We start from the raw sequence: 20,794 nt of genomic DNA on the forward strand, positions 1-20,794 counted from the left end.
TTAATTTTACCATGAACCTGCCTGGAGACCCCGTATTTATTGGGTTTTATGCTGATAGAACAGGGCGTTCAGTGCGCCTCGGCGTCCGCCAGTCGATCCCTTCGAGTAGCATGGACAGCTGTGCAGACGACAGGTGAATGACACCGTTCTGTGCCTGCGGCCAGACAAAACGTCCCTGCTCAAGACGCTTGTAAAACATGCAGAGCCCCTGACCATCCCACCAGAGCACTTTGATGCGATCACCTCGCCGACCTCGGAACACGAAGAGATGCCCTGAGAAGGGATCTTTATCGATCTGGTACTGAACATGGGCGGCAAGACCGTCAAAGCCCTTTCGCATATCCGTATAGCCTGCGACCAGCCAGACGTGCGTTCCGGAGGGTAAACCGATCATGCCAGTGTACTCAGTATTTGGCGGACCAGGGTCTCGCTCGGATTGCTGACGGTTATTTGATGGCCTGAGGTGAATTGGATCGTCAGGGTCGCTTCGATTGGCCGGATCGGTTCCGGTACATGAACCTGTGTTGCTGGTGTTAATGCTGTGGGATCAGCCGTGGCCGCATCATCCACGACAATAGGCAATATCGGTGCCTTCGCTTTTTTGACCCAGCGCGCCTCGTCGCGATACTCACGAATCCAGTTCGACACCATATTGGCATTGATGTTGTATTTGCGGGCAACAGCGGCCTTGGACAGAGGCCCATCCAGCGCTTCGCGGACGATTTTCAGTTTGAGTTCTGGCAGGTATCGACGGCGAGGCGGTAGTGTGGATTCAGGCATGTTACGTTCCCATCTATTTTTAAATGGGAACTTCACATCTCACGTATTCTGAAACAACGTGTAACCAGTCAACGCTTACAAGTATTAGATTGATTCCATCGGATCAAGACAACATTAAGGAGGTGTCTATGGTTAAAACATTAAAAGCTCGTACTCGTATTTTTTCTAGCTCAGTGGTTGAAAGTATATGGGCTACAGGAGTCGGGGTCGTTGCAGGACACCTATCGACCTAAGTGCATCAATCACATAACAAGCAAAGGCACTGGACGGCTACGCCGCCCGTGCTTTGAGCGTTACAAGGCAAGGGAGAGAAATCACTATGATCGCTAGGGAATGGAAATGTCGTGTACCGTTAACTCATAGTGAGAGCTTCACGAAATACCTCTATGAAACCGGAATTAAGGATTCATCCGCAACACCCGGTTATCTCGGTGCACAGATATTCCGACGTTCTGTTTTTAAAAATATTGAACTTACCCTCATCACTTACTGGGATAAACTCGAATCAATTAGTACATTTGCCGGTGAGGATATTTCACAAGCACGGTTGTATCCAGAGGATGAGGTTTATGAGCTGGAACCCGACTTGTCAGTGCAGCACTATGAAGTTATCGAGCATCAGTTTAATGTTGGAATTCCTGGGGCGCAGGGTGACGTTGCCTTGTAACAAAGTGGTGTTGTTCGCCGCTATCGCGGCTGGGACCTCCACTGCGCTGCGCTTCGTTCCGGCCCCAAACCACGGCGTTAAGCATGCAATCAAAATCTGAGGCTTTATGAGTAATTCTAAGCACCCATTACGACCTGATGAGACAATTCATAAGATACTTATCTCAACTACTAGTAGAATGGTTGGAGAGTTTGTAAGTGATGAAATTCTTATCTGTCATGCTTGGCAGAATTTCACAAACTCATCTGGCACAATCAGGATGGAGGAAAATCCGGTATCTAGGTCAGGTTTTATTATTGCTTTTCAAACTGAGCCACATAATAAAGAATCTGGTATCGTAATTCCTGATTACTCTCCCGTTGGAGAAGTTGTGTGTTCTTATCTATCGGTGTTATTTGGAAAACGATTTGACTGTCACGGGTTGGTAGAAGGCAGTGGTTTCTACAATACTCCTGACTTATTGGCATACAGCAGCATATGTAACCCTAAGCTGCCATTTAATACCCACAAGCAACGAGGCTGCTTTAAAATCCCTTTAAATCTATCTAGCTTTTCTCCTTTGTCGAAAATTTTAACAGGTTCAGATATTGATCCCGCTTTTCAATCAAAATTGAATGCCGCGTGTAAGTTCTACATGCAAGCACTTCAGAATGTAGAGTATGAGCCAGAAGTGGCGTATCTTCACTTAATCACATCAGGGGAAATCCTAGCAGGATTTTTTGAATATAAAAAAGAAGAAGTATTAGACCAACAGATATTGGATGTCTTAAATATAATTGAGGGTGGACTTGAAAACGGACAAAAGATATCTAGGCAGCTTTCGAATAGACTTTTGGGTATTAAGAGGAGCTTTGTGAAGTCTCTCTGTTCATTAGTTGATCAGAGATTTTTTGAGTCCAGGGAGTCTGAAGTCGAATTTGGATGCTTTAAACCTGATTTTATAGAGCGAAATATTGGTGCAGCATATGATTTACGTAGCAAGTATGTTCACACTGGAGTCCCTTTTGGCAACTGGATTCAGCCTAGAGGTCATCATACCGATCTCCAGTGCGGTCGTCCTGTAGTTAGCGATAAAGACTTCTCAAAAATACTAGAGAAAGCTCCAACCTTTCTAGGTTTAGAGCGTTTTATTCGATATTGTTTATTAAATTTCATGGCGTCAAATGGTTTTCCTGAGATCATGGAGTGCCGAGACAGTGCTTAACAAGAGCCTGATGTTCGCCGCTATCGCGGCTGGGACCTCTACTTCGCTGGCGCTACGTTACGGCCCCATAGGCTGGCGTTAGCTATATGGAGTACTCATGATGTCTGGATATTCGCTTCTTGCTCCGGTTCCGATCATGCATATCCAAGGCGCTATCGATATCCTCAAGGACAAGGATTTTGTACTGTTCGGATCGGAGGCGTTTGATGTGTTCGAGAAGACCGATATCGGGGCAAAAGTCCTGATTTATGCCTCCCACGACGAATCAGAACCAGTAGTTAGCTACGTTGGGATTTTCGAGGGGATCATCGGGGATCCGATGGAGATGCGCCGCCTAGAGAAGCGGGGCTATCGGCCCAAGTCGACCGCGGGTGAGAAATGGGGGTTTTACTGGAAGGTTAAGGGAATAGAGCCCTTGGATCAGCCAGTCCGTTTGTCGGAGGTACAGCTTGCCTCTGGTAAATATCTAGATGGTTACCCGAGAGGGCCGCTTCATGTTCTCAGCTAACAAGGCCAAGCAATTCGCAGCCATAGGCTGCCGGACTCGCTACGCTCGCCGTTGTTAGCGGCGTTAGCTGTCTAAAGGAGTAAATTTGAGCAACAAGGAATCTCACCCAATCCGTAATGGTGCAATTGCGTCTGTAATCGGCGGAATAATTCTCTCCTTCTGGGCACCGTTTAGAGCGCTTCTGGTCAAGGCAGCGTTGTTGTGCTGGGGGCTGCTGACCGCAGTATGGGAATGGCTTTCGTCCTCACACGAAATATACGGATGGGTTTTAGTGCTACTAATTGTCCTATCAGTTCCAGTATTAATTGATTTGGTTTCCTTAATTTCAAGAAAGAAAGAGCACGGTGTAGAAGACCTATATAAATCAGATAGCTTATTTGGGGCTAATTGGCACTGGCATTACGTAAACGGCTCAATTAAAAACCTTTGGTGTTTGTGCCCGTCCTGTAAGAACGAACTCGTATACTCTGAATTCGTACCAGACAGATACAACTACATGCATGATGGTTTGGAGCCAAAAATAGATTTTATTTGTGAGCGGTGCAATACGACAAGGTGTTCACTGAAGGGAGATAAGCGATATGCTCTCGGTACTGTTGAGAGAGAAATCCGCAGAAAGATTAGAAACAATGAATGGTAAAACAGATAGAGCAGCTAACAAAGTGGTGTTGTTCGCCGCTATCGCGGCTGGGACCTCCACTACGCTGGCGCTTCGTTCCGGCCCCAAACCACGGCGTTAGTGCGTCAAGCGAAGCTTGATGCATCTTGCAGGGTGAAAGTCCCTGTCTGGTAAGGGCTAACCACCCACCAGTATCGAGTGTTGCGCGTTGTGCGGAATCTGAAATCAGGAATATTTGTGTAGCAGGAAGCACGGATGAACAAGCAGCGTGAAGCGTACACAGAGAATCATGTAGGCCACAGGGAGTGCGTGCTCCTGAAGTGCTGGTATCGCCTCGATAATAAAGTGAGTTCTGACTGACGAGGTTCGTAACGCCATCGAAGTCCATGCAAAGCAGCCGTTCTGGTAAGGCTGTGGCGAGTCAGCGGGGTTATCAAGCCGTGGCATGTATGAAGAGATGCATCAGGAACTTGAGAGAGCCAGGCGCGTTCCACCGGGACGTGGTAGGGAAGCCGAGCGTAACAGCAGGCCAACGATGACGCCCTGGCAGTCGGATCAGCTCATAGTAGTCCGGGAGCGGGAAAGCCGTTCACATGGCGAAGGGGCTGACAGTTATAACAGGCATGTAGCCGATACATAGGCCGGACGAAGTAGGGCTGGAACCACTATGACAACTGCACTGCATGCCATCGCATTTAAAGCACAGACCCACCCCGGACACAGGTTTCAGAATTTGAACGGACTGCTGAATTCGGATCTCCTGTACCAAAGCTGGGGTCAGCTGAACAAGCAAGCTGCTGCCGGTGTGGACGGGAAGCGATTCCCGGAATACCGGCAGCAGTTGCCGCAACACATCGCACGGCTGAGCCGAGACCTGAAGCAGAAACGCTACCGGGCGTCGGCGATCAAGCGCGTCTACATTCCCAAGGGTAATGGCAAACAGCGACCGCTGGGATTGCCGACGATAGACGACAAGCTGGTGCAACAGGGCGTCAGCCAGATCCTGCAAAGCATCTGGGAGCAGGACTTCCTGCCGAACAGTTACGGCTATCGGCCCAATAAGAGTGCCCACCAGGCGGTCCACAGCCTGGGGCTGAACCTGCAGTTCAAAGGCTATGGCTACATCGTAGAGGCCGATATCAAAGGCTTTTTCGACAACATGGATCACGACTGGCTGATGCGTATGCTGGCCCAGCGGATCGATGATGACGCCCTCCTGAGCCTGATCAGACAGTGGCTGAAAGCGCGGATCAAATCGCCGGAAGGAGATTACACCAAGCCCACCAGTGGCAGCCCACAGGGCGGGGTGATCAGTCCGATCCTGGCGAACATCTATCTGCATTACGCCCTGGATCTCTGGTTCGAGAAGGTGGTGAAGCCACGCATGGAAGGCCGGGCGATGCTCATCCGCTATGCGGATGATTTTGTCTGCGCCTTCCAACTCGCCGGCGACGCGGAACGGTTCTACCGGGTACTGCCGCAACGGCTGAAGAAGTTCGGCCTGGACACGGCGGCGGAGAAGACCAGCTTACAGCGATTCAGTCGCTTCCACCCCGGACGTAAACGACAGTTCCAGTTTCTGGGATTCGAGTTTTACTGGGGCAAGGATGTCAACGGCAAGCCTCGACTCAGACGGCGGACTGCGTCAAAGAAGCAGCACGCGACGATGAGCGAGTACTGCCGCTGGATCAAATATAAGCGGTTTACCGCGCTGAGGGCGTGGCTCCCCGAACTGAAGCGGAAGCTGATGGGGTTCAGGAATTACTTCGGCCTGCCGGACAACAGCAGGAGTTTGCATCGCCTGTATGGTCATGTGCTGAAAAGCCTCTATAAATGGCTGAACAGACGTAGCCAGCGACGGAGCTACAACTGGAGTAGTCTGAAGATGATGCTGGGGTGTTTCGGTATTGAGCAGTTGAGAGTCAGCAAACGGACGATCCATGTTGACTGGTATTAGGGTCGTGTTCTACACGAGCGAGCGTATAACTGAGGAGCCGGATGCGGTAGTTCCGCACGTCCGGATCTGTGTGGGGGCGGTCTGGTAACAGGCCGTTCTACCACGACGCGATTTATAGAACTATCGGAGATAGAAATGAAATACCCGATCGAAGGTTCCTGCCAATGTGGAGGAGTAAAATATCAATTGTTTTCGGCGCCTCTGATGATTGTTGCGTGTCACTGCAAAGAATGCCAGAAACTCTCTACAAGCGCGTTTAGCATCACCGCGGTTGTAGGTGCTGACGTGGTTGAGTTTCAAGGCGAGATGGTTGAGTGGAGCAGAGTTGCGGACAGCGGCAACACAAATGGAGCAAAGTTTTGCCCAACCTGTGGAAATCGAATATATCATTTTGATCCGAAGGAACCTGAAAAAATCAAGCTCAAACCGTCAAACCTTTCAGATACCAGCATCATTCAGCCGACCGCTCATGTTTGGGTGAGCGAGAAGCAAGACTGGTACCCTATACCAGAAGGCGTAGCGGTGTATGACAAACAGCCATAACTCAGCTGTCGCTAACAAGGTTAGGCACGGCGACGGCTTTTCCGTTGCGGCTTCGCCTACACTACAAAGCCGTGTTTACTGGCAGCGTTAATTTTTTCTAGCAGGAAACAGCTATTCGAATGGAAAGTATAAAATTATTAGCTTTGTCCGGGAGCTTGAGAAAGGCTTCGTACAATACCGCCGTTATTGAGGCGTTACAAATTTTGGCGCCTGCCAATATAAAAGTTGTGATCGGTTCCATAGGTGATTTGCCTTTATTTAATCCCGATCGGGAGGAAGAATACATTCCGGCTTTAGCAGAGTTGACTCAGTCTTTGAAACTGTCTGATGGATTGATATTGGCAAGTCCGGAATACGCGCATGGAATTAGTGGTCCCATGAAAAACGCTCTTGATTGGTTGGTAAGCGGAGTAGATTTTCCAGATAAACCTGTCATGCTTATAAATACATCATCACGAGCATCGCATGCACTGGAAGCCTTGAGGGAAGTTGTTAAGACTATGTCAGGGATAGTAGTTGAAAAGGCGTATGTATCTATACCTCTCTTGAGTAGTGGGTTAGATGTTGGCGGAATAGTCGATAATCGAGAAATTTCTGGCGCTTTAAAAGCCGGACTCAATCAGTTTTGCCGTGAAATTGAAGTTCAGAAACTTAACAATCGCGTCAATTAGGGCGCTCAAAAGCTAGTGACTATTACGCGAGCGTTAGCTGTAAGAAAAATATATCGAGGTGGCAAATGACGCACCATGAAGTACATAGGTCACATCGCGTAGGCTGGTTACGTGCAGCTGTTTTAGGTGCGAATGATGGCATTGTCTCTACTGCCAGTCTTATTATTGGTGTTGCAGCCGCAAGCACTACTCAAGAAAACATACTTCTAGCAGGCGTTGCTGGCTTGGTTGCAGGTGCCATGTCTATGGCGGCTGGTGAGTACGTGTCTGTCAGTTCTCAGTCCGATACAGAGAATGCGGATTTAGCGCTCGAAAAGATATCATTAGAGAACAATATTGAGTTTGAAAAAGATGAACTCGCAAAAATATACCAAAATAGGGGGCTTGAGCCGGGTTTAGCAAAACAAGTTGCTGAACAGCTAATGGCTCACGACGCGCTAGGAGCGCACGCCCGAGATGAAATTGGTATATCGGAGAGTATCAGTACCAAGCCAGTTCAAGCAGCTTTCTACTCAGCCGGTACATTTACAGTCGGTGCAGCACTTCCGTTAATTGTGGCATGGGTCACGTCATATGATTATATAATATCCGCCGTTGCAGTTTTATCCCTTGTATTTTTAGCCCTTCTTGGTGGCGTAGCGGCGCGCGCTGGCGGCGCCACGATTACTGTCGGTGCAATCAGAGTGACTTTTTGGGGTGCTATTGCCATGGCATTAACGGCAGGAGTTGGTCGTATTTTTGGAGTGGTTATATGACGAAGCATCTATCAATTGCGCAAACGTAATTCATTAAATGAAGCTAACGATTAGATCAAGTTGACGCCAAAAAGCGGCCCAGCTTACTTAGATATTTGGAGGCATCTTGAAAACGGCTTTTTTGATTATGTGTGCGGCTTTACTTAGTGGCTGTCTGGGAATGCCGGAATCAGTAAAGCCAGTATCGGGGTTTGAGCTGAACAACTATTTGGGTAAATGGTATGAGGTGGCTTGCCTTGACCATTCATTCGAAAGAGGCCTAAGTCAGGTTACTGCTGAATATAGCATGCGAAATGATGGTGGCATTTCGGTACTCAATCGTGGTTACTCCGAGGCTGAAAATGAGTGGGAAGAGGCGGAAGGTAAAGCCTACTTTGTTAATAGTATGACGCACGGTTATCTCAAAGTCTCATTTTTTGGTCCTTTTTATGGCTCTTACGTGATTTTTGAATTAGATCGTAAAAATTACAGCTACGCCTTTGTTTCAGGGCCTAATACAGACTATCTGTGGTTACTATCGCGAACTCCGTCAGTTGAACCAGAAGTAATGGAAAAATTTATTCAAATGTCGGCAGAACGTGGTTTTGATACGAATCGGCTGATTTACGTTCAGCACCCATAAATACCTAACACCTATGAGCCGTCACCATGTCAATAGGCATTAAAATATTCCAGGCTTTTCGCCCTTAGTTGCTCTTTAACAACGCCAACGGGGTCACCTATTAGCACGGCCGCCTGACGCTCGTATACACAACGCCGCTGTGCTTTGTATTAGGCCTTTGCCGAACGCATTAGCACCCGTAAGGACATTTACGCAATGGACATCCCACGCATATTCAACATCATGGAAAGTGCGCACCGCATCCATAACCCGTTCACACCCGATAAGTTTGCTGCTCTCGGCGCGGCGTTGCGTCTGGAGCCGGGAGCGCGAGTGCTTGATCTCGGCAGCGGGTCGGGAGAGATGCTGTGTACATGGGCACGTGATCACGGTGTTGTTGGCATCGGTGTCGACATGAGCCAATTGTTCAGTGAGCAGGCCAGGCTTCGTGCCGAAGAACTGGGCGTGGTAGATCAAGTCAAATTCATCCACGACGATGCCACAGGCTATGTCTCTGACGAAAAGGTCGATGTCGCGGCCTGCGTGGGTGCTACCTGGATCGGTGGGGGAGTTGCCGGGACGATTGAGCTTCTGGCACGGAGCCTGCGCACTGACGGAATCATCCTCATCGGCGAGCCTTACTGGCGGCGATTGCCACCAACGGAAGATATTGCCAAGGGGTGTCTGGCCAACGCAACCTCTGACTTCCTTGTGTTGCCGGAACTGGTGGCGTCTTTCGGCCGCCTGGGTTACGACGTTGTTGAAATGGTTCTGGCTAACCAGGACGGTTGGGACCGATACGAAGCGGCCAAATGGCTCACCATGCGCCGATGGCTTGAAGCCAATCCCGACGATGAGTTAGTGGAAGAGGTTCGATCTAAGCTGGCCTCGGAACCTGTGCGCCACACTGCTTACACGCGCGAGTATTTGGGCTGGGGAGTGTTCGCGTTGATGCCGCGGCTCTGCCTCAAGCAGGCCTAATATTGCATTTCACGTGACAAACCGGTGATTGCCGGCGTCAGGCGTCAACAAAAAATGGAGGATGAAAATGTTGCTCGAAGGTTCATGTCATTGCGGTACCGTACGCTTCTCGGTTCATTCCTCTCATCCTTATCCATTCAATCTGTGTTACTGCTCGATCTGTCGGAAGACTGCGGGCGGTGGTGGTTATGCCATTAATCTGGGTGGCGATTACGAGACACTGAAGATTCGCGGGAAAGAATATATCAGAGTCTACCAGGCCAGAATCAAGGATCCCGCGACCGGTAAAATCAAGGAGAGTCCCGGGCAGAGGTCTTTCTGTAAAAAGTGCGGAAGTGCCCTCTGGGTTTGGGACCCGAGATGGCCGGATCTCGTACATCCATTCGCCTCTGCTATCGATACCGATCTGCCGGTACCTCCAGAGCATACGCATATGATGTTGAATTCGAAGGCCAGGTGGGTTGAGCTCCATATCGGTCCAAAGGACCAGAAGTTTGACGAGTACCCGCAAGAGTCTCTTGCGGATTGGCACCGGAGACTGGGGCTTGTCTCCGACTCAGCCCCTCGCTGATCAGGGGATTTACCGTCGTCCCTGTTTTTGACTACTACAATTGGTTCGCTTGGATCGAGGGCGAGACTCGTCCCGCAACGAGAGGATATTTGCGATGACCTACTATACCGGCTCGATCGCGGCCGTCCCGACCGCGAATAAACAGCAATACGTCGAACACGCGACGGCCGCCTGGCCGCTGTTCAAATCCTATGGTGCCATCCGCATGGTCGAGACCTGGGGCGTCGACGTGCCAAAAGGCAAGGTCACCGACTTCTATGGTGCGGTGAGCGCGACGGATACGGAATCCATAGTGTTCTCGTGGATCGCATGGCCTGACAGGGCGACGGCGGATGCTGCGTGGAAGAGGATGGAAAACGATACGGCGATGAAAACGTTGCCGGAAATGCCATTTGACGGCGGTCGCATGATCTTTGGCGGCTTCTCCCCCGTCTTCGAGCAGGGCAGCCACACCGGTGCGGGCTATTATCAGGGCTTCACGCTGGCGGTGCCGGAAAAGAACAAGGCCGCCTATGTCGAGATGGCAAGCCAAGGCTGGCAGCTGTTCAAAAAGGGAGGCGCACTGGGGATGATCGAGACCTGGGGAGAGGATGTACCGCACGGCAAGCAAACCGACTTCTACCGCGCCACCAAGGCCGAGGAAGGTGAGATCGCGGTCTTCAGCTGGATTGCCTGGCCCGACCGCGACACCTGCGACGCCGCCGCCAGGGCGATGGAGGCCGGGATGGGCGACATGGACATGTCAGAGATGCCGTTCGACGGCATGCGCATGATGTGGGCCGGATTCGAACCCGTTTTCGACTCGGGTGCAACGTCATGACGCTCCCACGCTATATCGATGACCACGCCGCTAGCGGCGCGGCTGAATCCGCCGAAGTATAAGAAGCCAACACCGGAGGAACGGTACGATGACCAAGCGCTTTCATGGCAATCCCTGCTGGTACGAACTGGCGACCAGCAAGGGCAGTCTGCAATCCGCCGGGGACTTCTACGGCAAGATCCTTGGCTGGACGGTCGAAGACGCCGGGATGCAGGGGTTCGATTATCACCTTGCCAAATCCGCTGGCGACAATGTCGCAGGCCTGATGGTCATGCCCGAGGACGTGGCCGATATGCCCCCTTCTGGATGATCTATTTCTCCGTCGATGACGCCGACCGGTTCGTCGCCGATGCCAGGGCGGCCGGGGCCAGCGTCCACCGCGAACCCGCCGACATTCCGCAGACCGGACGCTTTGCCCTGCTGGCCGATCCCCAGGGCGCCGGTTTCGGCGTCCTTCAGCCGGATATGAGCACGATGTCCGACGCGGACATCGCCAGGGCCGAGGCCGGCGAGGGTGCGTTCAACCAGAACAAGGCCGGCCATGGCCACTGGAACGAACTGATGTCGAGCGACCCGGAAGCGGGTTTCGCCTTTTATTCCAGGCTGTTCGGCTGGACCAGGGGGACGCGGTCGATATGGGCGCGATGGGCACCTACCAGCTCTTCCGTCACAATGGTATCGATATCGGCGGCATGATGGGTCTTGGCGATGCGCCGATCTCCAACTGGTTACCCTATTTCGGCGTGGATGGCGGTGTCTCGGAGAGGATCGAGGTGATCAGGGCCGCAGGCGGCAACGTCCATCACGGACCCGTCGAGGTGCCGGGCGGCGCCTATATCGCCGTCGCCCAGGACCCGCAAGGCGCCTGGTTTGCCGTGGTCGGCGCCAGCAAGTGACTCGGCAAGCCGGGGCCCATAAGGGCCCGGCTATCCAGGCTGCATGCCTGGCTACCGTCAGGATTTGCAGGATCCGAACGGCCATGGCGTCTACTGCGAAGTGCATGGCGAACTCGCGCAGATGATCGAGCGTCATACGAAAAAAGGCAGGCCGTTGGGCGCCACGGGCTTCGTTGAGAATCTTGGGGTGTGACTGGAAAGGTAATTGGCCCGGGGCGCCCGGGACGAAAGGCAAAGGCGTAGATGGAAATAGGTCTACTGTCCCTGGTGATCGCTGGGACAGCCAAAACGCTGCGCTTATTTGCCCAGGGCACTATGCTCGAGAATGTAGGGGAGAACGCTATGACAGAATCGCAAACTCCGCAAATCGTTACACGTGACGAGTGGGAGCGGGCTCGTGCTGAGCTACTGGTCCGCGAGAAAGCGCACACGCGCGCTGGTGACGAACTGGCCGCGGCTCGGCGGCGCTTGCCAATGACGCGGATGGAGCCGCTTACGGTGGTGGGTGCGGACGGCCCCGTCGCTCTGCACGATGTGTTTGCAGGCCGGCGCATGTTGATCGTGTACCACTTCATGTGGAAGAGGAAGGGCATGCCCCACCAGCAGTGCGAGGGCTGCACGCATACTCAGGCAGCGATGAGCTCCGCTGTCTGCGCCTATCTGGCCGAGCGTGACGTGACCTATGCCGTCTTCAGCAGCGGTCCGTGGGACGAGATCGCCGCCTACCGGGACTTCATGGGCTGGACGATGCCGTGGTACTCGACCGCCGGTTCGACGGACGTGCTTGCGACCCGAGACGGTGGCGACGTGCGCTGCTACCTGCGGGACGGCGATCAGGTGTTCCAGACGTATGAAACGAAGTTACGAGGGGTCGAGGCTATGATGCCCACACTGCAGTTGCTCGATCTCACGCCCTACGGCCGGCAGGAGACTTGGGAGGACTCGCCCGACGGCTGGCCGCAGCAGGACCAGGCCGGATCCTGGTGGCGGCGTGACGGCCGGCCATTGGCTCAGTGGACGCGTACCGACGTGCCGGTCGAAAGAGAAACCAGTTGTTGCACTGAAAAGAAGCAATGACGCCTAACCAAACAGATCACGTCGCCCGCAAAAGGCGCGATCTGGTTCGGCTTCTACTTCGTCCCAGCCGCCGCATATCATGGGCGTTAGGCGTCATTTGGGGGAATCGTGGGAATTTCCGACGAACACCTGATTGAACTGCAGCAGGCGAAGTTCATGCTCGAAAACCCGAGCATCGCTGCCAGGTTTGCCAATGTTCTGGCTACGCCAATCGGGAAGGGTATGGCGCTTTTACCGCAAGGTGCGCAAGATCAGATATTGGCGATCTCAGAAAAATCCCTGAGTAGTGCATTGAAGCTGGCGTTATTCACACTAGGCGACGAAGTCAAGTCAGCTGCCAATTTCACTCATAAGGCTGGCAGCGCATTCACGGGGGCCATAGGTGGTGCCTTTGGGCTTCCTGCGTTGGCTGCCGAACTTCCAATCTCCACAACAATCATGCTCCGCTCAATCGCGGACATTGCGCGTAGTGAGGGCGAGAACCTCGGAACCCCGGAAGCTAAACTGGCCTGCATGGAAGTCTTTGCGCTGGGAGGAACCTCCCCGGAGATGACGCTGCGGAGTCTGGCTACTTTGGAGTTCGCACAGCACTAGCTGCGGCAGTTACCGAAGCCCTGGGTTACGCAGCATCCGCCGGCGCGGTAAAAGAGACCGCGCCAGCCATGATCCGGCTAATTGGCCAGATCGCTGCTCGTTTCAGCATACCCGTAACCGAGAAGGCTGCTGCCCAGGCGGTTCCGGTGGTTGGGGCGGCCGGTGGTGCAATCATAAACATTCTCTTCATCGACCATTTCCAGGATGCAGCTAAGGGCCACTTCGTAATCCGCCGCCTTGAGCGCATCTATGGTCAGGGACCGGTTTTGGAAGCCTATCGTGCTTGTACCTGTACCGTCGGCTAATGGGCGACCCCATTAGCAGCAGTGGTTTCACTCATTTGTCAAGGATGAACAATACTTTTCTCCGGGACTAAAGGGAAAGGCGTAGATGGAAATAGGTATACTGTCCCCGGAATTGGCCCAGGATGCAGCTAAGGGTCACTTCGTAATCCGCCGCCTTGAGCGCATCTATGGTCAGGGACCGGTTTTGGAAGCCTATCGTGCTTGTACCTGTACCGTCGGCTAATGGGCGACCCCATTAGCAGCGGTGGTTTCACTCATTTGTCAAGGATGAACAATACTTTTCTCCGGGACTAAAGGGAAAGGCGTAGATGGAAATAGGTATACTGTCCCCGGAATTGGCCATGATTGACATTCGACGACCGAGGGATCTGACGCGATTGCGTCGCCTTGCCTTGGGCGCTCAGGGGTTGTTGCAGGCTCAAGCCTTTGGGCGTGGTCTGGCAGGGGCACGGAGAGCCATCAAGCACATGGGGTATGTGCAGATCGACACCATCTCGGTGGTGGAGAGAGCGCACCATCATGTTCTTCACTCGCGAGTACCCGGATTCGAGCCGGCGATGATCGACCGGATGTTGCGCGATCGCGATATCTTTGAGTACTGGTCGCACGCTGCCGCTTTCCTGCCGATCGACGATTTTCGTTTCTCCTTACCCTACAAGCACGCTATTAAAAGCGGGCAAACCCATTGGTTCCGCACCCGGGATAAAAAGCTGATGGCCGAGTTGCTGGCCCGCATAGGTTCAGATGGCCCGCTAAGGTCCCGGGATCTCGAATCTGGCACCAGAAAACAGGCCGGTTGGTGGGACTGGAAGCCCGCCAAAAGGGCCCTCGAACAGTTGTACATGGAAGGCGACCTGATGGTCAGCGACCGCGAGGGTTTCCAGAAAGCGTACGATCTGACCGAGCGGGTGCTGCCAGCGCACGTCGACACACGGATGCCCACCATGGCTGAATTTGCCACGCACCTTGTCGATCAACAGCTGCGCTGCCATGGCCTGGTGTCACTCAAAGGGCTGACTTACCTGCGTCGCAACACGGGGCTGCGCAATGCCGTGAAAGCCTTGGTCAACGAACGGCTGGCGCAGCGTACCTTGGAGCAGGTTCAAGTGAGCGGTGGCGAGGTTTTCCTGTTGGAAACGGGCGCGCTCGACGGTCCTCTTCCGCGGCTGAACAACCGGTTACGGATTCTGTCTCCGTTCGACAACAGCGTCATTCAGCGCGACCGGCTCAAGGCCCTGTTTCAGTATGACTATCAGATTGAATGTTACGTGCCCGAAGCCAAGCGGCAGTACGGCTACTTTTGCCTGCCGTTGTTGTACCGCGATGAATTTATTGGCCGGATGGATTGCAAGGCTCACCGAAAAATCAGACAGTTGGAAGTAAAATCGCTTCATCTGGAGTCGCACTGCTTTGACGACGATGCGGTCATCCGGGCCCTGGTAGATGCCATCGCGCATTTCTGCCGGTTTCAAAGCTGTGATTCCGTGTCGCTGACCCGGGTTTATCCGAAGCCGCTAACCGAAGGGTTGCGCAGTGCCCTGACTTCCGGGGACAGTATGCCTAATTCTGGGAGTTGATCGAATTTTCTTGTAGCAGAGAGCCATCGTTGAACAAGGAGGTTGTATATGCCCGGGATGGCTCGAGTTGTTGTACCAGGGTAACCACATCATGTAACGAAACGCGGTAATCAGATGATAATCAGGCAAATAACCGAGAAGGATCTCGATATCGCAAGCGCCATTTGCATGGCCGCCTTCAATGAATCGGTTGCAGGGTCTTTGTCCGAAGAGGGCATTTCGACCTTCGAGAAAATAGCTTCGCCGGATGCTTTCCTGAAACGAATGCAGGAAGATAATGTCATTCTTGTTTCAGAGGAGCAGGGCGAAGTAAAGGGTATTGTCGAGTTGAAGGAAGGACGTCATGTTGCGATGTTCTTTGTCGACCCCCGTTGCCAGCGTCGAGGTGTTGGGAAAAGGCTGTTGTCATCGGCTTTGGAACATGCGCGAGCCGATGTTATATCGGTAAGCGCGTCGCTATCGTCGGTGCCGGTTTATATCAGTTGCGGTTTCGAGTGCAAAGGCGGTGTGGCCGAGCTGTCGGGCCTGATTTATCAGCCGATGGAACTGAAAATGTCAACGCCGCCGGGCGCTGAGCTGTCGGGTGATTGAAGCGCGTATTGTAAAAAAGGCTGCCGGGAGGCAGCCTCGAAATAGATTCGGCGGGGCCGAACCTGAGTGGTTGGGGGCGGGAGCCCCCAGAGAGCATCGTTACGCAGCGGTGCTGGCGGAAGCAGCCGGTGCTGCCTTGCGCGGAGCGACCTTGGCCGGAGCCTGCGGCTCTGCCTTGGCGGCTTCGAAGAAGGACGGCACGGACGATACGTATTTGCCAAAATCCGGGAAATAGGTGGTCGGCAGTTCGGCGATGTCGAAGAAGTTCTTCTCGAAGATTTCGGTCAGCTGGTCGCGGGCTTCGGTCAGCGCGGCGATTTCCTGCTCGGCCACGTCGGTCAGCTTGGCTTCGACTTCCTTGTAGAACTGAACCTGCAGTTCGACGGCAGCCTTCGGCTCGCGGATCTCGGTCAGGGCCTTGGCCTGGGAGAGGCCGAAGTTGAACAGTTCGGTGACGCAGGAGGTCTGCAGCGCAATCAGCTTCTCGGCGGCTTTCTTGTTGATCTCGGTGATCTCGACGACCGGCTGCATTTTGTCTTTCAGATCCTTCATCATATCTTCGTACATGCTCTTTACCTCAAATTGATATAGCGGCGGTGAAATTCGTTCGATTTGTGCGCTGCAACATTAGGGTTGACTATAGTAGCGCCGCAGGGGGCTGTCAACCGGTAAATGATGCACTGCACAATCTTTTTTGGCGTCGCATAATGCGTGCCGAAATTCCTGACTTTTCCGGATATGCGGGCTCGCAATCGAGCCCCGCTACCCAGCGACTTTGATACCATAACGCAGTTGCAGAAACCATGTCGTGAATCAATTTCACATTTGTGCATCAGCACTGTCCCAGGGCATTCGCGAGCTAAGGATAGCAGCCAAATGCAACAGTTTTTTGAAACCGCCGGCCAACCCGATAGAATGGGGCATCAAGTCAACGACGGCCGGCATACGGCCACGGACAGGTTGAGGCACAGGCGCTCCATGCAGACACATTCCAGCTTTCGTTTTCTCCGCAGCGAGACCATCGAGTCCCTGAACATCGAGATGCACGAATTCGAGCATCTCAAGACCGGTGCCCGGCACTACCACATCGCGGCCGACAACGAGGAAAATGTTTTCCTGGTGGCGTTTCGCACCGTGCCGATGGACTCCACCGGGGTGGCCCACATTCTCGAACACACGGCCCTGTGCGGCAGTGAGCGCTATCCGGTGCGCGATCCCTTCTTCATGATGACGCGCCGTTCGCTGAACACCTTCATGAATGCGTTCACCAGTTCCGACTGGACCGCCTATCCCTTCGCCAGTCAGAACCGCAAGGACTACTTCAACCTGCTCGACGTCTATCTCGATGCCACCTTCTTTTCGCGTCTGGATCCGCTGGATTTCGCCCAGGAAGGCCACCGTCTGGAGTTCAGCGAGGACGGCAACCCGGATTCGCCGCTGGTATACAAGGGGGTTGTGCTCAACGAAATGAAGGGTGCGATGAGCTCGGCGGTCTCGACGCTGTACCAGACCCTGGGCAAGCACCTGTTTCCGACCACCACCTACCATTACAACAGCGGCGGCGATCCCGAGTGCATCACCGATCTCAGCTACGAGCAGCTGCTCGAGTTCTATCGCAGTCACTATCATCCGAGCAATGCGGTCTTCATGACCTTCGGCGACATTCCGGCCCAGGAGCTGCAGCAGCGGTTCGACGAGCAGGCGCTGCAGCGTTTCGAGCGTCTTGACAGCCATATCGAGGTGACGGACGAAAAACGGCTGCACGCCCCGATCCGGGTCGAGGAGGCCTACGCCCTGGACGAGCCGGAATTGAGCGGCAAGACCCACCATGTACTGGGCTGGCTGCTGGGTCATTCCATCGATCTGGAAGCCCAGCTCAAGGCGCACCTGCTGTCCCGGGTGCTGCTCGACAACAGCGCGTCGCCGCTGCGCTATGCGCTCGAATCCAGCGACCTGGGCAGCGCCCCGTCGCCGCTGTGCGGGCTCGAGGATTCGAACCGCGAAATGAGCTTCATGTGCGGTCTGGAAGGCAGCGAGCCGGAGCATGCCGCCGCGTTCGAGCAACTGGTGCTGGAGACCCTCGGCGAGGTGGCCGAGAAGGGCGTGCCCCAGGAAATGCTCGAGGCCCAGCTGCATCAGCTCGAGCTGACCCAGCGCGAGATCAGCGGCGATGGCTATCCCTACGGCCTCAACCTGATCATGTCGTCGATGTCGGCCGCCATGCACCGTGGCGATCCCATCGCCGTGCTCAATCTGGATCCGGTGCTGGAAAAGCTGCGCGAAGAGATCGAGCAGCCCGACTTCATCCAGACCCTGGTGCGCGAGCTGCTGCTGGACAACGCCCATCGGGTGCGCCTGACGCTGCGCCCCGACAATCAGATCACCGCGCGGGCCGAACAGGCCGAGGCCGCACGTCTCGAGGCGATCCGGCAGGGCCTGAGCGACAGTGAAAAGCTGCAGTTGATCGAACAGACCAGTGCCCTCGAAGCGCGCCAGATGCAGCAGGACGATGAAAGCATCCTGCCGAAGGTCGGGATCCCCGACGTACCGTCCGACATGAAAATTCCGCAGGCCGACGCTCGGCGCGAGATGCCGCTGCGGCTCGACAGCTACACCCAGGGGACCAACGGTCTGGTCTATCAGCAGCTGATCCTCGATATGCCGGAACTCGATGCCGACGAGCGCCGCCTGCTGCCGCTGTTCAGCCACTGCCTCACGGAGCTGGGCTGCGGCGAGCGCGATTACCAGCAGAACCAGCAGTACCAGTCCCAGGTCTGCGGCAGCCTCAGCGCCTACACCGAGGTGCGCGGTGCCATCGACAACGAACAGCAGGTCAGCGGTTACCTGGTGTTGTCGGGCAAGGCGCTGGCGGCCAGGAGGCGCTGGCCGATCTGATGCACGAAACCCTGCACCGTGCGCGTTTCGACGAGCTCAAGCGCCTGCGCGAGATCGTCTCGCAGCAGCGTACCCGCAAGGAGCAGAGCATCACCGGTCATGGTCATGCCCTGGCGATGAACGCCGCGACGGCCCGCATGAGTCCGGCGGCGCAGCTGGCCCACGAGTCCCGCGGACTCGAGAGCATCCGCTTCGTCAAAACCCTGGATGCGGCACTGAAAGAGGAGCCGGCGCTGCAGCGTCTGGCCGATCAGCTGGCGACGATGCGGGACAAGTTCCTCGCCGCGCCACGGCGTTTCCTGCTGGTGGGCGAAGCCGAACAGCAGCAGCCGATGCAGCAGGCCGTGACCGCGCGCTGGCAGCAGGAGGCGTTTGCCGCCGACTTCGCGGCTTTTGCCCTGGAACCCGTGCGCGAGGCGGTACGCCAGCTCTGGACAACCAGCACCCAGGTGAACTTCTGCGCCAAGGCCTACCCGACCGTGCCGGTCGAGCATCCGGATTCGGCCCCGCTGACGGTACTCGGAGACTATCTGCGCAACGGCTTCCTGCACCGGGCGATCCGCGAGAAGGGCGGTGCCTACGGCTCCGGCGCCGGTCAGGACTCCGGCGATGCGGTGTTCCGCTTCTTCTCCTATCGCGACCCGCGCCTGACCGAAACCCTCGACGATTTCGATGCCTCGGTGCGCTGGCTGCTCGACAGCGAGCAGGATCCCCAGAAACTCGAGGAGGCCATTCTTGGCGTGGTCAGTTCGATCGACAAGCCGGGGTCGCCGGCGGGCGAGGCCAAGCAGGCCTACCATAGCGCGCTCTTCGGCCGCACGGCGGAACAGCGCAAGGCGTTCCGCCGTCGCATCCTCGAGGTCGGACTGGACGACCTGAAGCGGGTGGCGCAGAAATATCTGACCGGTGACAACGCCAGCATCGCGGTGGTGACCAACCCGAACCGCGCGACCAAGCTGGCCGACGACTTCGAGATCGTCGCGATCTGATGGCACTCCCGGGGTCGTCCGGGCGCCGAACGACAAGGAGGCCGGGGCGCCATCGCGGCTCGGCATCGCTGCTGGCGCTGGTGCCGGTCGTGCTGGCGGTCCTGCTGCTGGCGCTGTTCGCGGCCTACCGGGCCCGCGACTGGACGCTGCAGCAGCTGCAGCAGCAGGGCTCGGAGGCGCTGCTCGAACGCGTGGGCGAGATACGCCAGTGGCTCGACGGTTACGACTACCTGCCGTTTCTGCTGACCCAGAACCGCGACGTGCCGCGCCTGCTGCTCTATCCGAATCAGGAAATGGGCGTCCGGGTCAGCCGTTACCTCGAACAGACCAATCTGGTCGCGGGCTCCACGGCGCTCTTCATTCTCGATGCCGATGGCCGCGCCGTGGCCTACAGTCACTGGCGCGACCAGCAGGACTTTTACCTGCGCAATCACGGCCGCCGGGACTATTTTCTCGATGCCCGGCGCGGCGAGCAGGGACGGCGCTTCGCGCTGGCGGAAGGCAGCCTCAGCCCGGCATTCTACCTGTCGGCACCGATCTATGATCAGCAGCGTTTTATCGGCGCCGCGGTGGTCAGGCTTAACCTGCAGCTGCTGCAGCACCGCCTCGGCCCGGGTTTGCCCTGGCTGCTCGGCAGCGGGGACGGCAGCCTCATCGCGGCGTCCGAGCCGGACTGGGTGGGGCGCGAGCGGGCGGAACTTGCGCAGGACGAGCAGGTGCGCACGCTGCTCAACGGCACCGAGATCCATATCTGGCCGCAACTGTTCGAGGGCCACCGTCTGGCGCAGACCGTGGCCCTCGACGATCTCGGCTGGAGCCTGACGGTGTTTCAGGACCGTCGCGCCGCCGCGCGCAATGCACGCGCCGTCGGTCTGGTAACGCTCGGTGGCGGCATCGCCCTGGGCCTGTTGCTGCTGCTGCTGCGTGAACGGCGTCTCAAGCAGCGTTCGCAGCAGGAGACCCGGCGCGCGCTGGAGCGCAGCGAACAGCAGCAGCGCGATATCATCGATACGGCTCAGGTGGGGCTGATCACCGTCGATGCCGGCGGCCTGATGGGCTTTCTCAACGGTACCGCGCTGAAACAGTTCGGCCTGTCCTCCAGCCTGGCGCTGCAGCAGCCGCTGCGTCGGCTGTTCCTCGAGCCGGAGGCGGACGGACCCTGCAACTGGCGCTGACCCGCCTGGGCAGCCGGG

The 20,794-nt window shown here is 55.4% G+C and carries 25 protein-coding genes and 1 pseudogene; 23 read left to right on the top strand and 3 right to left on the bottom strand.

All coding sequences use genetic code 11. The annotated features are described in order from the left end of the window. Nucleotides 1–46 precede the first annotated feature (46 nt). A complete protein-coding gene (gene tnpB / locus ACFQDL_RS26150) occupies nucleotides 47–394 on the bottom strand; it encodes an IS66 family insertion sequence element accessory protein TnpB (protein WP_379910171.1) in 348 nt (115 codons plus the stop codon). Further along, nucleotides 391–780, bottom strand: a complete 390-nt coding sequence (gene tnpA, locus ACFQDL_RS26155) for an IS66-like element accessory protein TnpA (protein ID WP_379910170.1) — start codon at nucleotides 778–780, stop codon at nucleotides 391–393. The genes tnpB and tnpA overlap by 4 nt, the downstream gene beginning before the upstream one ends. A gap of 319 nt (nucleotides 781–1,099) precedes the next feature. Between tnpA and ACFQDL_RS26160 the strand changes: the two genes are divergently transcribed. The 21 genes from ACFQDL_RS26160 to ACFQDL_RS26260 all read left to right on the top strand — a co-directional run bounded on the left by ACFQDL_RS26160 (nucleotide 1,100) and on the right by ACFQDL_RS26260 (nucleotide 15,717). Then, nucleotides 1,100–1,447 carry an antibiotic biosynthesis monooxygenase gene (locus ACFQDL_RS26160; protein ID WP_379911562.1) on the top strand — a complete coding sequence of 116 codons (348 nt, stop codon included), beginning with the start codon at nucleotides 1,100–1,102 and terminating at the stop codon, nucleotides 1,445–1,447. 106 nt (nucleotides 1,448–1,553) lie between these two features. After that, on the top strand, nucleotides 1,554–2,651 hold the full coding sequence (locus ACFQDL_RS26165) for a hypothetical protein (RefSeq protein WP_379911563.1): 1,098 nt from the start codon (nucleotides 1,554–1,556) through the stop codon (nucleotides 2,649–2,651). Nucleotides 2,652–2,787: 136 nt separating this feature from the next. Then, entirely contained in the window at nucleotides 2,788–3,159 is a 372-nt protein-coding gene (locus tag ACFQDL_RS26170) for a hypothetical protein (protein WP_379911564.1), read from the top strand. A gap of 85 nt (nucleotides 3,160–3,244) precedes the next feature. Then, nucleotides 3,245–3,799: a hypothetical protein gene (locus tag ACFQDL_RS26175; RefSeq protein ID WP_379911565.1), complete on the top strand. Its 555-nt coding sequence runs from the start codon at nucleotides 3,245–3,247 to the stop codon at nucleotides 3,797–3,799. Nucleotides 3,800–4,445: 646 nt separating this feature from the next. Beyond that, nucleotides 4,446–5,735: a group II intron reverse transcriptase/maturase gene (ltrA, locus tag ACFQDL_RS26180; protein ID WP_379911566.1), complete on the top strand. Its 1,290-nt coding sequence runs from the start codon at nucleotides 4,446–4,448 to the stop codon at nucleotides 5,733–5,735. A 135-nt stretch (nucleotides 5,736–5,870) separates the two neighbouring features. After that, nucleotides 5,871–6,278 (top strand): GFA family protein, encoded by a 408-nt coding sequence (locus ACFQDL_RS26185; protein ID WP_379911567.1) that lies wholly within the window; start codon nucleotides 5,871–5,873, stop codon nucleotides 6,276–6,278. 119 nt (nucleotides 6,279–6,397) lie between these two features. Next, the gene (locus ACFQDL_RS26190; RefSeq protein ID WP_379911568.1) at nucleotides 6,398–6,949 is read left to right on the top strand and encodes an NADPH-dependent FMN reductase; all 552 of its coding nucleotides are present in this window, start codon (nucleotides 6,398–6,400) and stop codon (nucleotides 6,947–6,949) included. A 65-nt stretch (nucleotides 6,950–7,014) separates the two neighbouring features. After that, nucleotides 7,015–7,704, top strand: coding sequence for a VIT1/CCC1 transporter family protein (locus tag ACFQDL_RS26195; RefSeq protein ID WP_379911569.1), 690 nt, complete (start codon nucleotides 7,015–7,017; stop codon nucleotides 7,702–7,704). 106 nt (nucleotides 7,705–7,810) lie between these two features. Continuing rightward, a complete protein-coding gene (locus ACFQDL_RS26200) occupies nucleotides 7,811–8,326 on the top strand; it encodes a lipocalin family protein (protein WP_379911570.1) in 516 nt (171 codons plus the stop codon). Between the two features lie 195 nt (nucleotides 8,327–8,521). Beyond that, the gene (locus tag ACFQDL_RS26205) at nucleotides 8,522–9,286 is read left to right on the top strand and encodes an SAM-dependent methyltransferase (RefSeq protein WP_379911571.1); all 765 of its coding nucleotides are present in this window, start codon (nucleotides 8,522–8,524) and stop codon (nucleotides 9,284–9,286) included. Between the two features lie 67 nt (nucleotides 9,287–9,353). Continuing rightward, nucleotides 9,354–9,857 (top strand): GFA family protein, encoded by a 504-nt coding sequence (locus tag ACFQDL_RS26210; protein ID WP_379911572.1) that lies wholly within the window; start codon nucleotides 9,354–9,356, stop codon nucleotides 9,855–9,857. 94 nt (nucleotides 9,858–9,951) lie between these two features. Beyond that, complete coding sequence (locus tag ACFQDL_RS26215; protein ID WP_379911573.1) at nucleotides 9,952–10,677, top strand: DUF1428 domain-containing protein; 726 nt, start codon at nucleotides 9,952–9,954, stop codon at nucleotides 10,675–10,677. Nucleotides 10,678–10,765: 88 nt separating this feature from the next. Next, the gene (locus ACFQDL_RS26220) at nucleotides 10,766–10,987 is read left to right on the top strand and encodes a VOC family protein (RefSeq protein WP_379913512.1); all 222 of its coding nucleotides are present in this window, start codon (nucleotides 10,766–10,768) and stop codon (nucleotides 10,985–10,987) included. After that, nucleotides 10,915–11,373, top strand: coding sequence for a VOC family protein (locus tag ACFQDL_RS26225; RefSeq protein ID WP_379913359.1), 459 nt, complete (start codon nucleotides 10,915–10,917; stop codon nucleotides 11,371–11,373). Before ACFQDL_RS26220 ends, ACFQDL_RS26225 begins: the two co-directional genes overlap by 73 nt. Next, entirely contained in the window at nucleotides 11,322–11,573 is a 252-nt protein-coding gene (locus ACFQDL_RS26230; protein WP_379911574.1) for a VOC family protein, read from the top strand. Before ACFQDL_RS26225 ends, ACFQDL_RS26230 begins: the two co-directional genes overlap by 52 nt. 43 nt (nucleotides 11,574–11,616) lie before the next feature. Further along, a complete protein-coding gene (locus ACFQDL_RS26235) occupies nucleotides 11,617–11,766 on the top strand; it encodes a hypothetical protein (protein WP_379911575.1) in 150 nt (49 codons plus the stop codon). Between the two features lie 50 nt (nucleotides 11,767–11,816). Next, nucleotides 11,817–12,650, top strand: coding sequence for a DUF899 family protein (locus ACFQDL_RS26240; protein WP_379911576.1), 834 nt, complete (start codon nucleotides 11,817–11,819; stop codon nucleotides 12,648–12,650). Nucleotides 12,651–12,758: 108 nt separating this feature from the next. Then, the gene (locus tag ACFQDL_RS26245) at nucleotides 12,759–13,244 is read left to right on the top strand and encodes an EcsC family protein (protein ID WP_379911577.1); all 486 of its coding nucleotides are present in this window, start codon (nucleotides 12,759–12,761) and stop codon (nucleotides 13,242–13,244) included. A 68-nt stretch (nucleotides 13,245–13,312) separates the two neighbouring features. Then, on the top strand, nucleotides 13,313–13,549 hold the full coding sequence (locus tag ACFQDL_RS26250) for an EcsC family protein (protein WP_379911578.1): 237 nt from the start codon (nucleotides 13,313–13,315) through the stop codon (nucleotides 13,547–13,549). Between the two features lie 341 nt (nucleotides 13,550–13,890). Further along, complete coding sequence (locus ACFQDL_RS26255; RefSeq protein WP_379911579.1) at nucleotides 13,891–15,126, top strand: winged helix-turn-helix domain-containing protein; 1,236 nt, start codon at nucleotides 13,891–13,893, stop codon at nucleotides 15,124–15,126. 114 nt (nucleotides 15,127–15,240) lie between these two features. Beyond that, nucleotides 15,241–15,717: a GNAT family N-acetyltransferase gene (locus ACFQDL_RS26260; RefSeq protein ID WP_379911580.1), complete on the top strand. Its 477-nt coding sequence runs from the start codon at nucleotides 15,241–15,243 to the stop codon at nucleotides 15,715–15,717. A 99-nt stretch (nucleotides 15,718–15,816) separates the two neighbouring features. On the opposite strand, the gene ACFQDL_RS26265 is transcribed toward ACFQDL_RS26260, so the two are convergent. After that, nucleotides 15,817–16,284: a phasin family protein gene (locus ACFQDL_RS26265; protein WP_379911581.1), complete on the bottom strand. Its 468-nt coding sequence runs from the start codon at nucleotides 16,282–16,284 to the stop codon at nucleotides 15,817–15,819. A 411-nt stretch (nucleotides 16,285–16,695) separates the two neighbouring features. Here ACFQDL_RS26265 and ACFQDL_RS26270 point away from each other — a divergent pair. Together ACFQDL_RS26270 and ACFQDL_RS26275 are read left to right on the top strand one after the other, a co-directional pair. After that, nucleotides 16,696–19,601: pseudogene (locus ACFQDL_RS26270) on the top strand (insulinase family protein). Further along, nucleotides 19,601–20,776, top strand: a complete 1,176-nt coding sequence (locus ACFQDL_RS26275; RefSeq protein WP_379911582.1) for a cache domain-containing protein — start codon at nucleotides 19,601–19,603, stop codon at nucleotides 20,774–20,776. The pseudogene ACFQDL_RS26270 and the gene ACFQDL_RS26275 overlap by 1 nt, the downstream one beginning before the upstream one ends. Nucleotides 20,777–20,794: the final 18 nt, after the last annotated feature.

The sequence above is a fragment of the Marinobacterium aestuariivivens genome, assembly GCF_042661465.1.
Taxonomy (GTDB): domain Bacteria; phylum Pseudomonadota; class Gammaproteobacteria; order Pseudomonadales; family Balneatricaceae; genus Marinobacterium_A; species Marinobacterium_A aestuariivivens.

Bases quoted from the DNA above. Each gene is read 5' to 3' on its own strand.
- ACFQDL_RS26170 (WP_379911564.1), top strand. From the start codon at position 2,788: ATGCATATCCAAGGCGCTATCGATATCCTCAAGGACAAGGATTTTGTA.
- ACFQDL_RS26230 (WP_379911574.1), top strand. From the start codon at position 11,322: ATGGGCACCTACCAGCTCTTCCGTCACAATGGTATCGATATCGGCGGC.
- ACFQDL_RS26250 (WP_379911578.1), top strand. From the start codon at position 13,313: ATGATCCGGCTAATTGGCCAGATCGCTGCTCGTTTCAGCATACCCGTA.
- tnpB (WP_379910171.1), bottom strand. From the start codon at position 394: ATGATCGGTTTACCCTCCGGAACGCACGTCTGGCTGGTCGCAGGCTAT.
- ACFQDL_RS26220 (WP_379913512.1), top strand. From the start codon at position 10,766: ATGACCAAGCGCTTTCATGGCAATCCCTGCTGGTACGAACTGGCGACC.
- ACFQDL_RS26190 (WP_379911568.1), top strand. From the start codon at position 6,398: ATGGAAAGTATAAAATTATTAGCTTTGTCCGGGAGCTTGAGAAAGGCT.
- ACFQDL_RS26260 (WP_379911580.1), top strand. From the start codon at position 15,241: ATGATAATCAGGCAAATAACCGAGAAGGATCTCGATATCGCAAGCGCC.
- ACFQDL_RS26160 (WP_379911562.1), top strand. From the start codon at position 1,100: ATGATCGCTAGGGAATGGAAATGTCGTGTACCGTTAACTCATAGTGAG.
- ACFQDL_RS26265 (WP_379911581.1), bottom strand. From the start codon at position 16,284: ATGTACGAAGATATGATGAAGGATCTGAAAGACAAAATGCAGCCGGTC.
- tnpA (WP_379910170.1), bottom strand. From the start codon at position 780: ATGCCTGAATCCACACTACCGCCTCGCCGTCGATACCTGCCAGAACTC.
- ACFQDL_RS26210 (WP_379911572.1), top strand. From the start codon at position 9,354: ATGTTGCTCGAAGGTTCATGTCATTGCGGTACCGTACGCTTCTCGGTT.
- ACFQDL_RS26235 (WP_379911575.1), top strand. From the start codon at position 11,617: ATGCCTGGCTACCGTCAGGATTTGCAGGATCCGAACGGCCATGGCGTC.
- ACFQDL_RS26195 (WP_379911569.1), top strand. From the start codon at position 7,015: ATGACGCACCATGAAGTACATAGGTCACATCGCGTAGGCTGGTTACGT.
- ACFQDL_RS26215 (WP_379911573.1), top strand. From the start codon at position 9,952: ATGACCTACTATACCGGCTCGATCGCGGCCGTCCCGACCGCGAATAAA.
- ACFQDL_RS26275 (WP_379911582.1), top strand. From the start codon at position 19,601: ATGGCACTCCCGGGGTCGTCCGGGCGCCGAACGACAAGGAGGCCGGGG.
- ltrA (WP_379911566.1), top strand. From the start codon at position 4,446: ATGACAACTGCACTGCATGCCATCGCATTTAAAGCACAGACCCACCCC.
- ACFQDL_RS26240 (WP_379911576.1), top strand. From the start codon at position 11,817: ATGGAAATAGGTCTACTGTCCCTGGTGATCGCTGGGACAGCCAAAACG.
- ACFQDL_RS26255 (WP_379911579.1), top strand. From the start codon at position 13,891: ATGATTGACATTCGACGACCGAGGGATCTGACGCGATTGCGTCGCCTT.
- ACFQDL_RS26165 (WP_379911563.1), top strand. From the start codon at position 1,554: ATGAGTAATTCTAAGCACCCATTACGACCTGATGAGACAATTCATAAG.
- ACFQDL_RS26205 (WP_379911571.1), top strand. From the start codon at position 8,522: ATGGACATCCCACGCATATTCAACATCATGGAAAGTGCGCACCGCATC.
- ACFQDL_RS26185 (WP_379911567.1), top strand. From the start codon at position 5,871: ATGAAATACCCGATCGAAGGTTCCTGCCAATGTGGAGGAGTAAAATAT.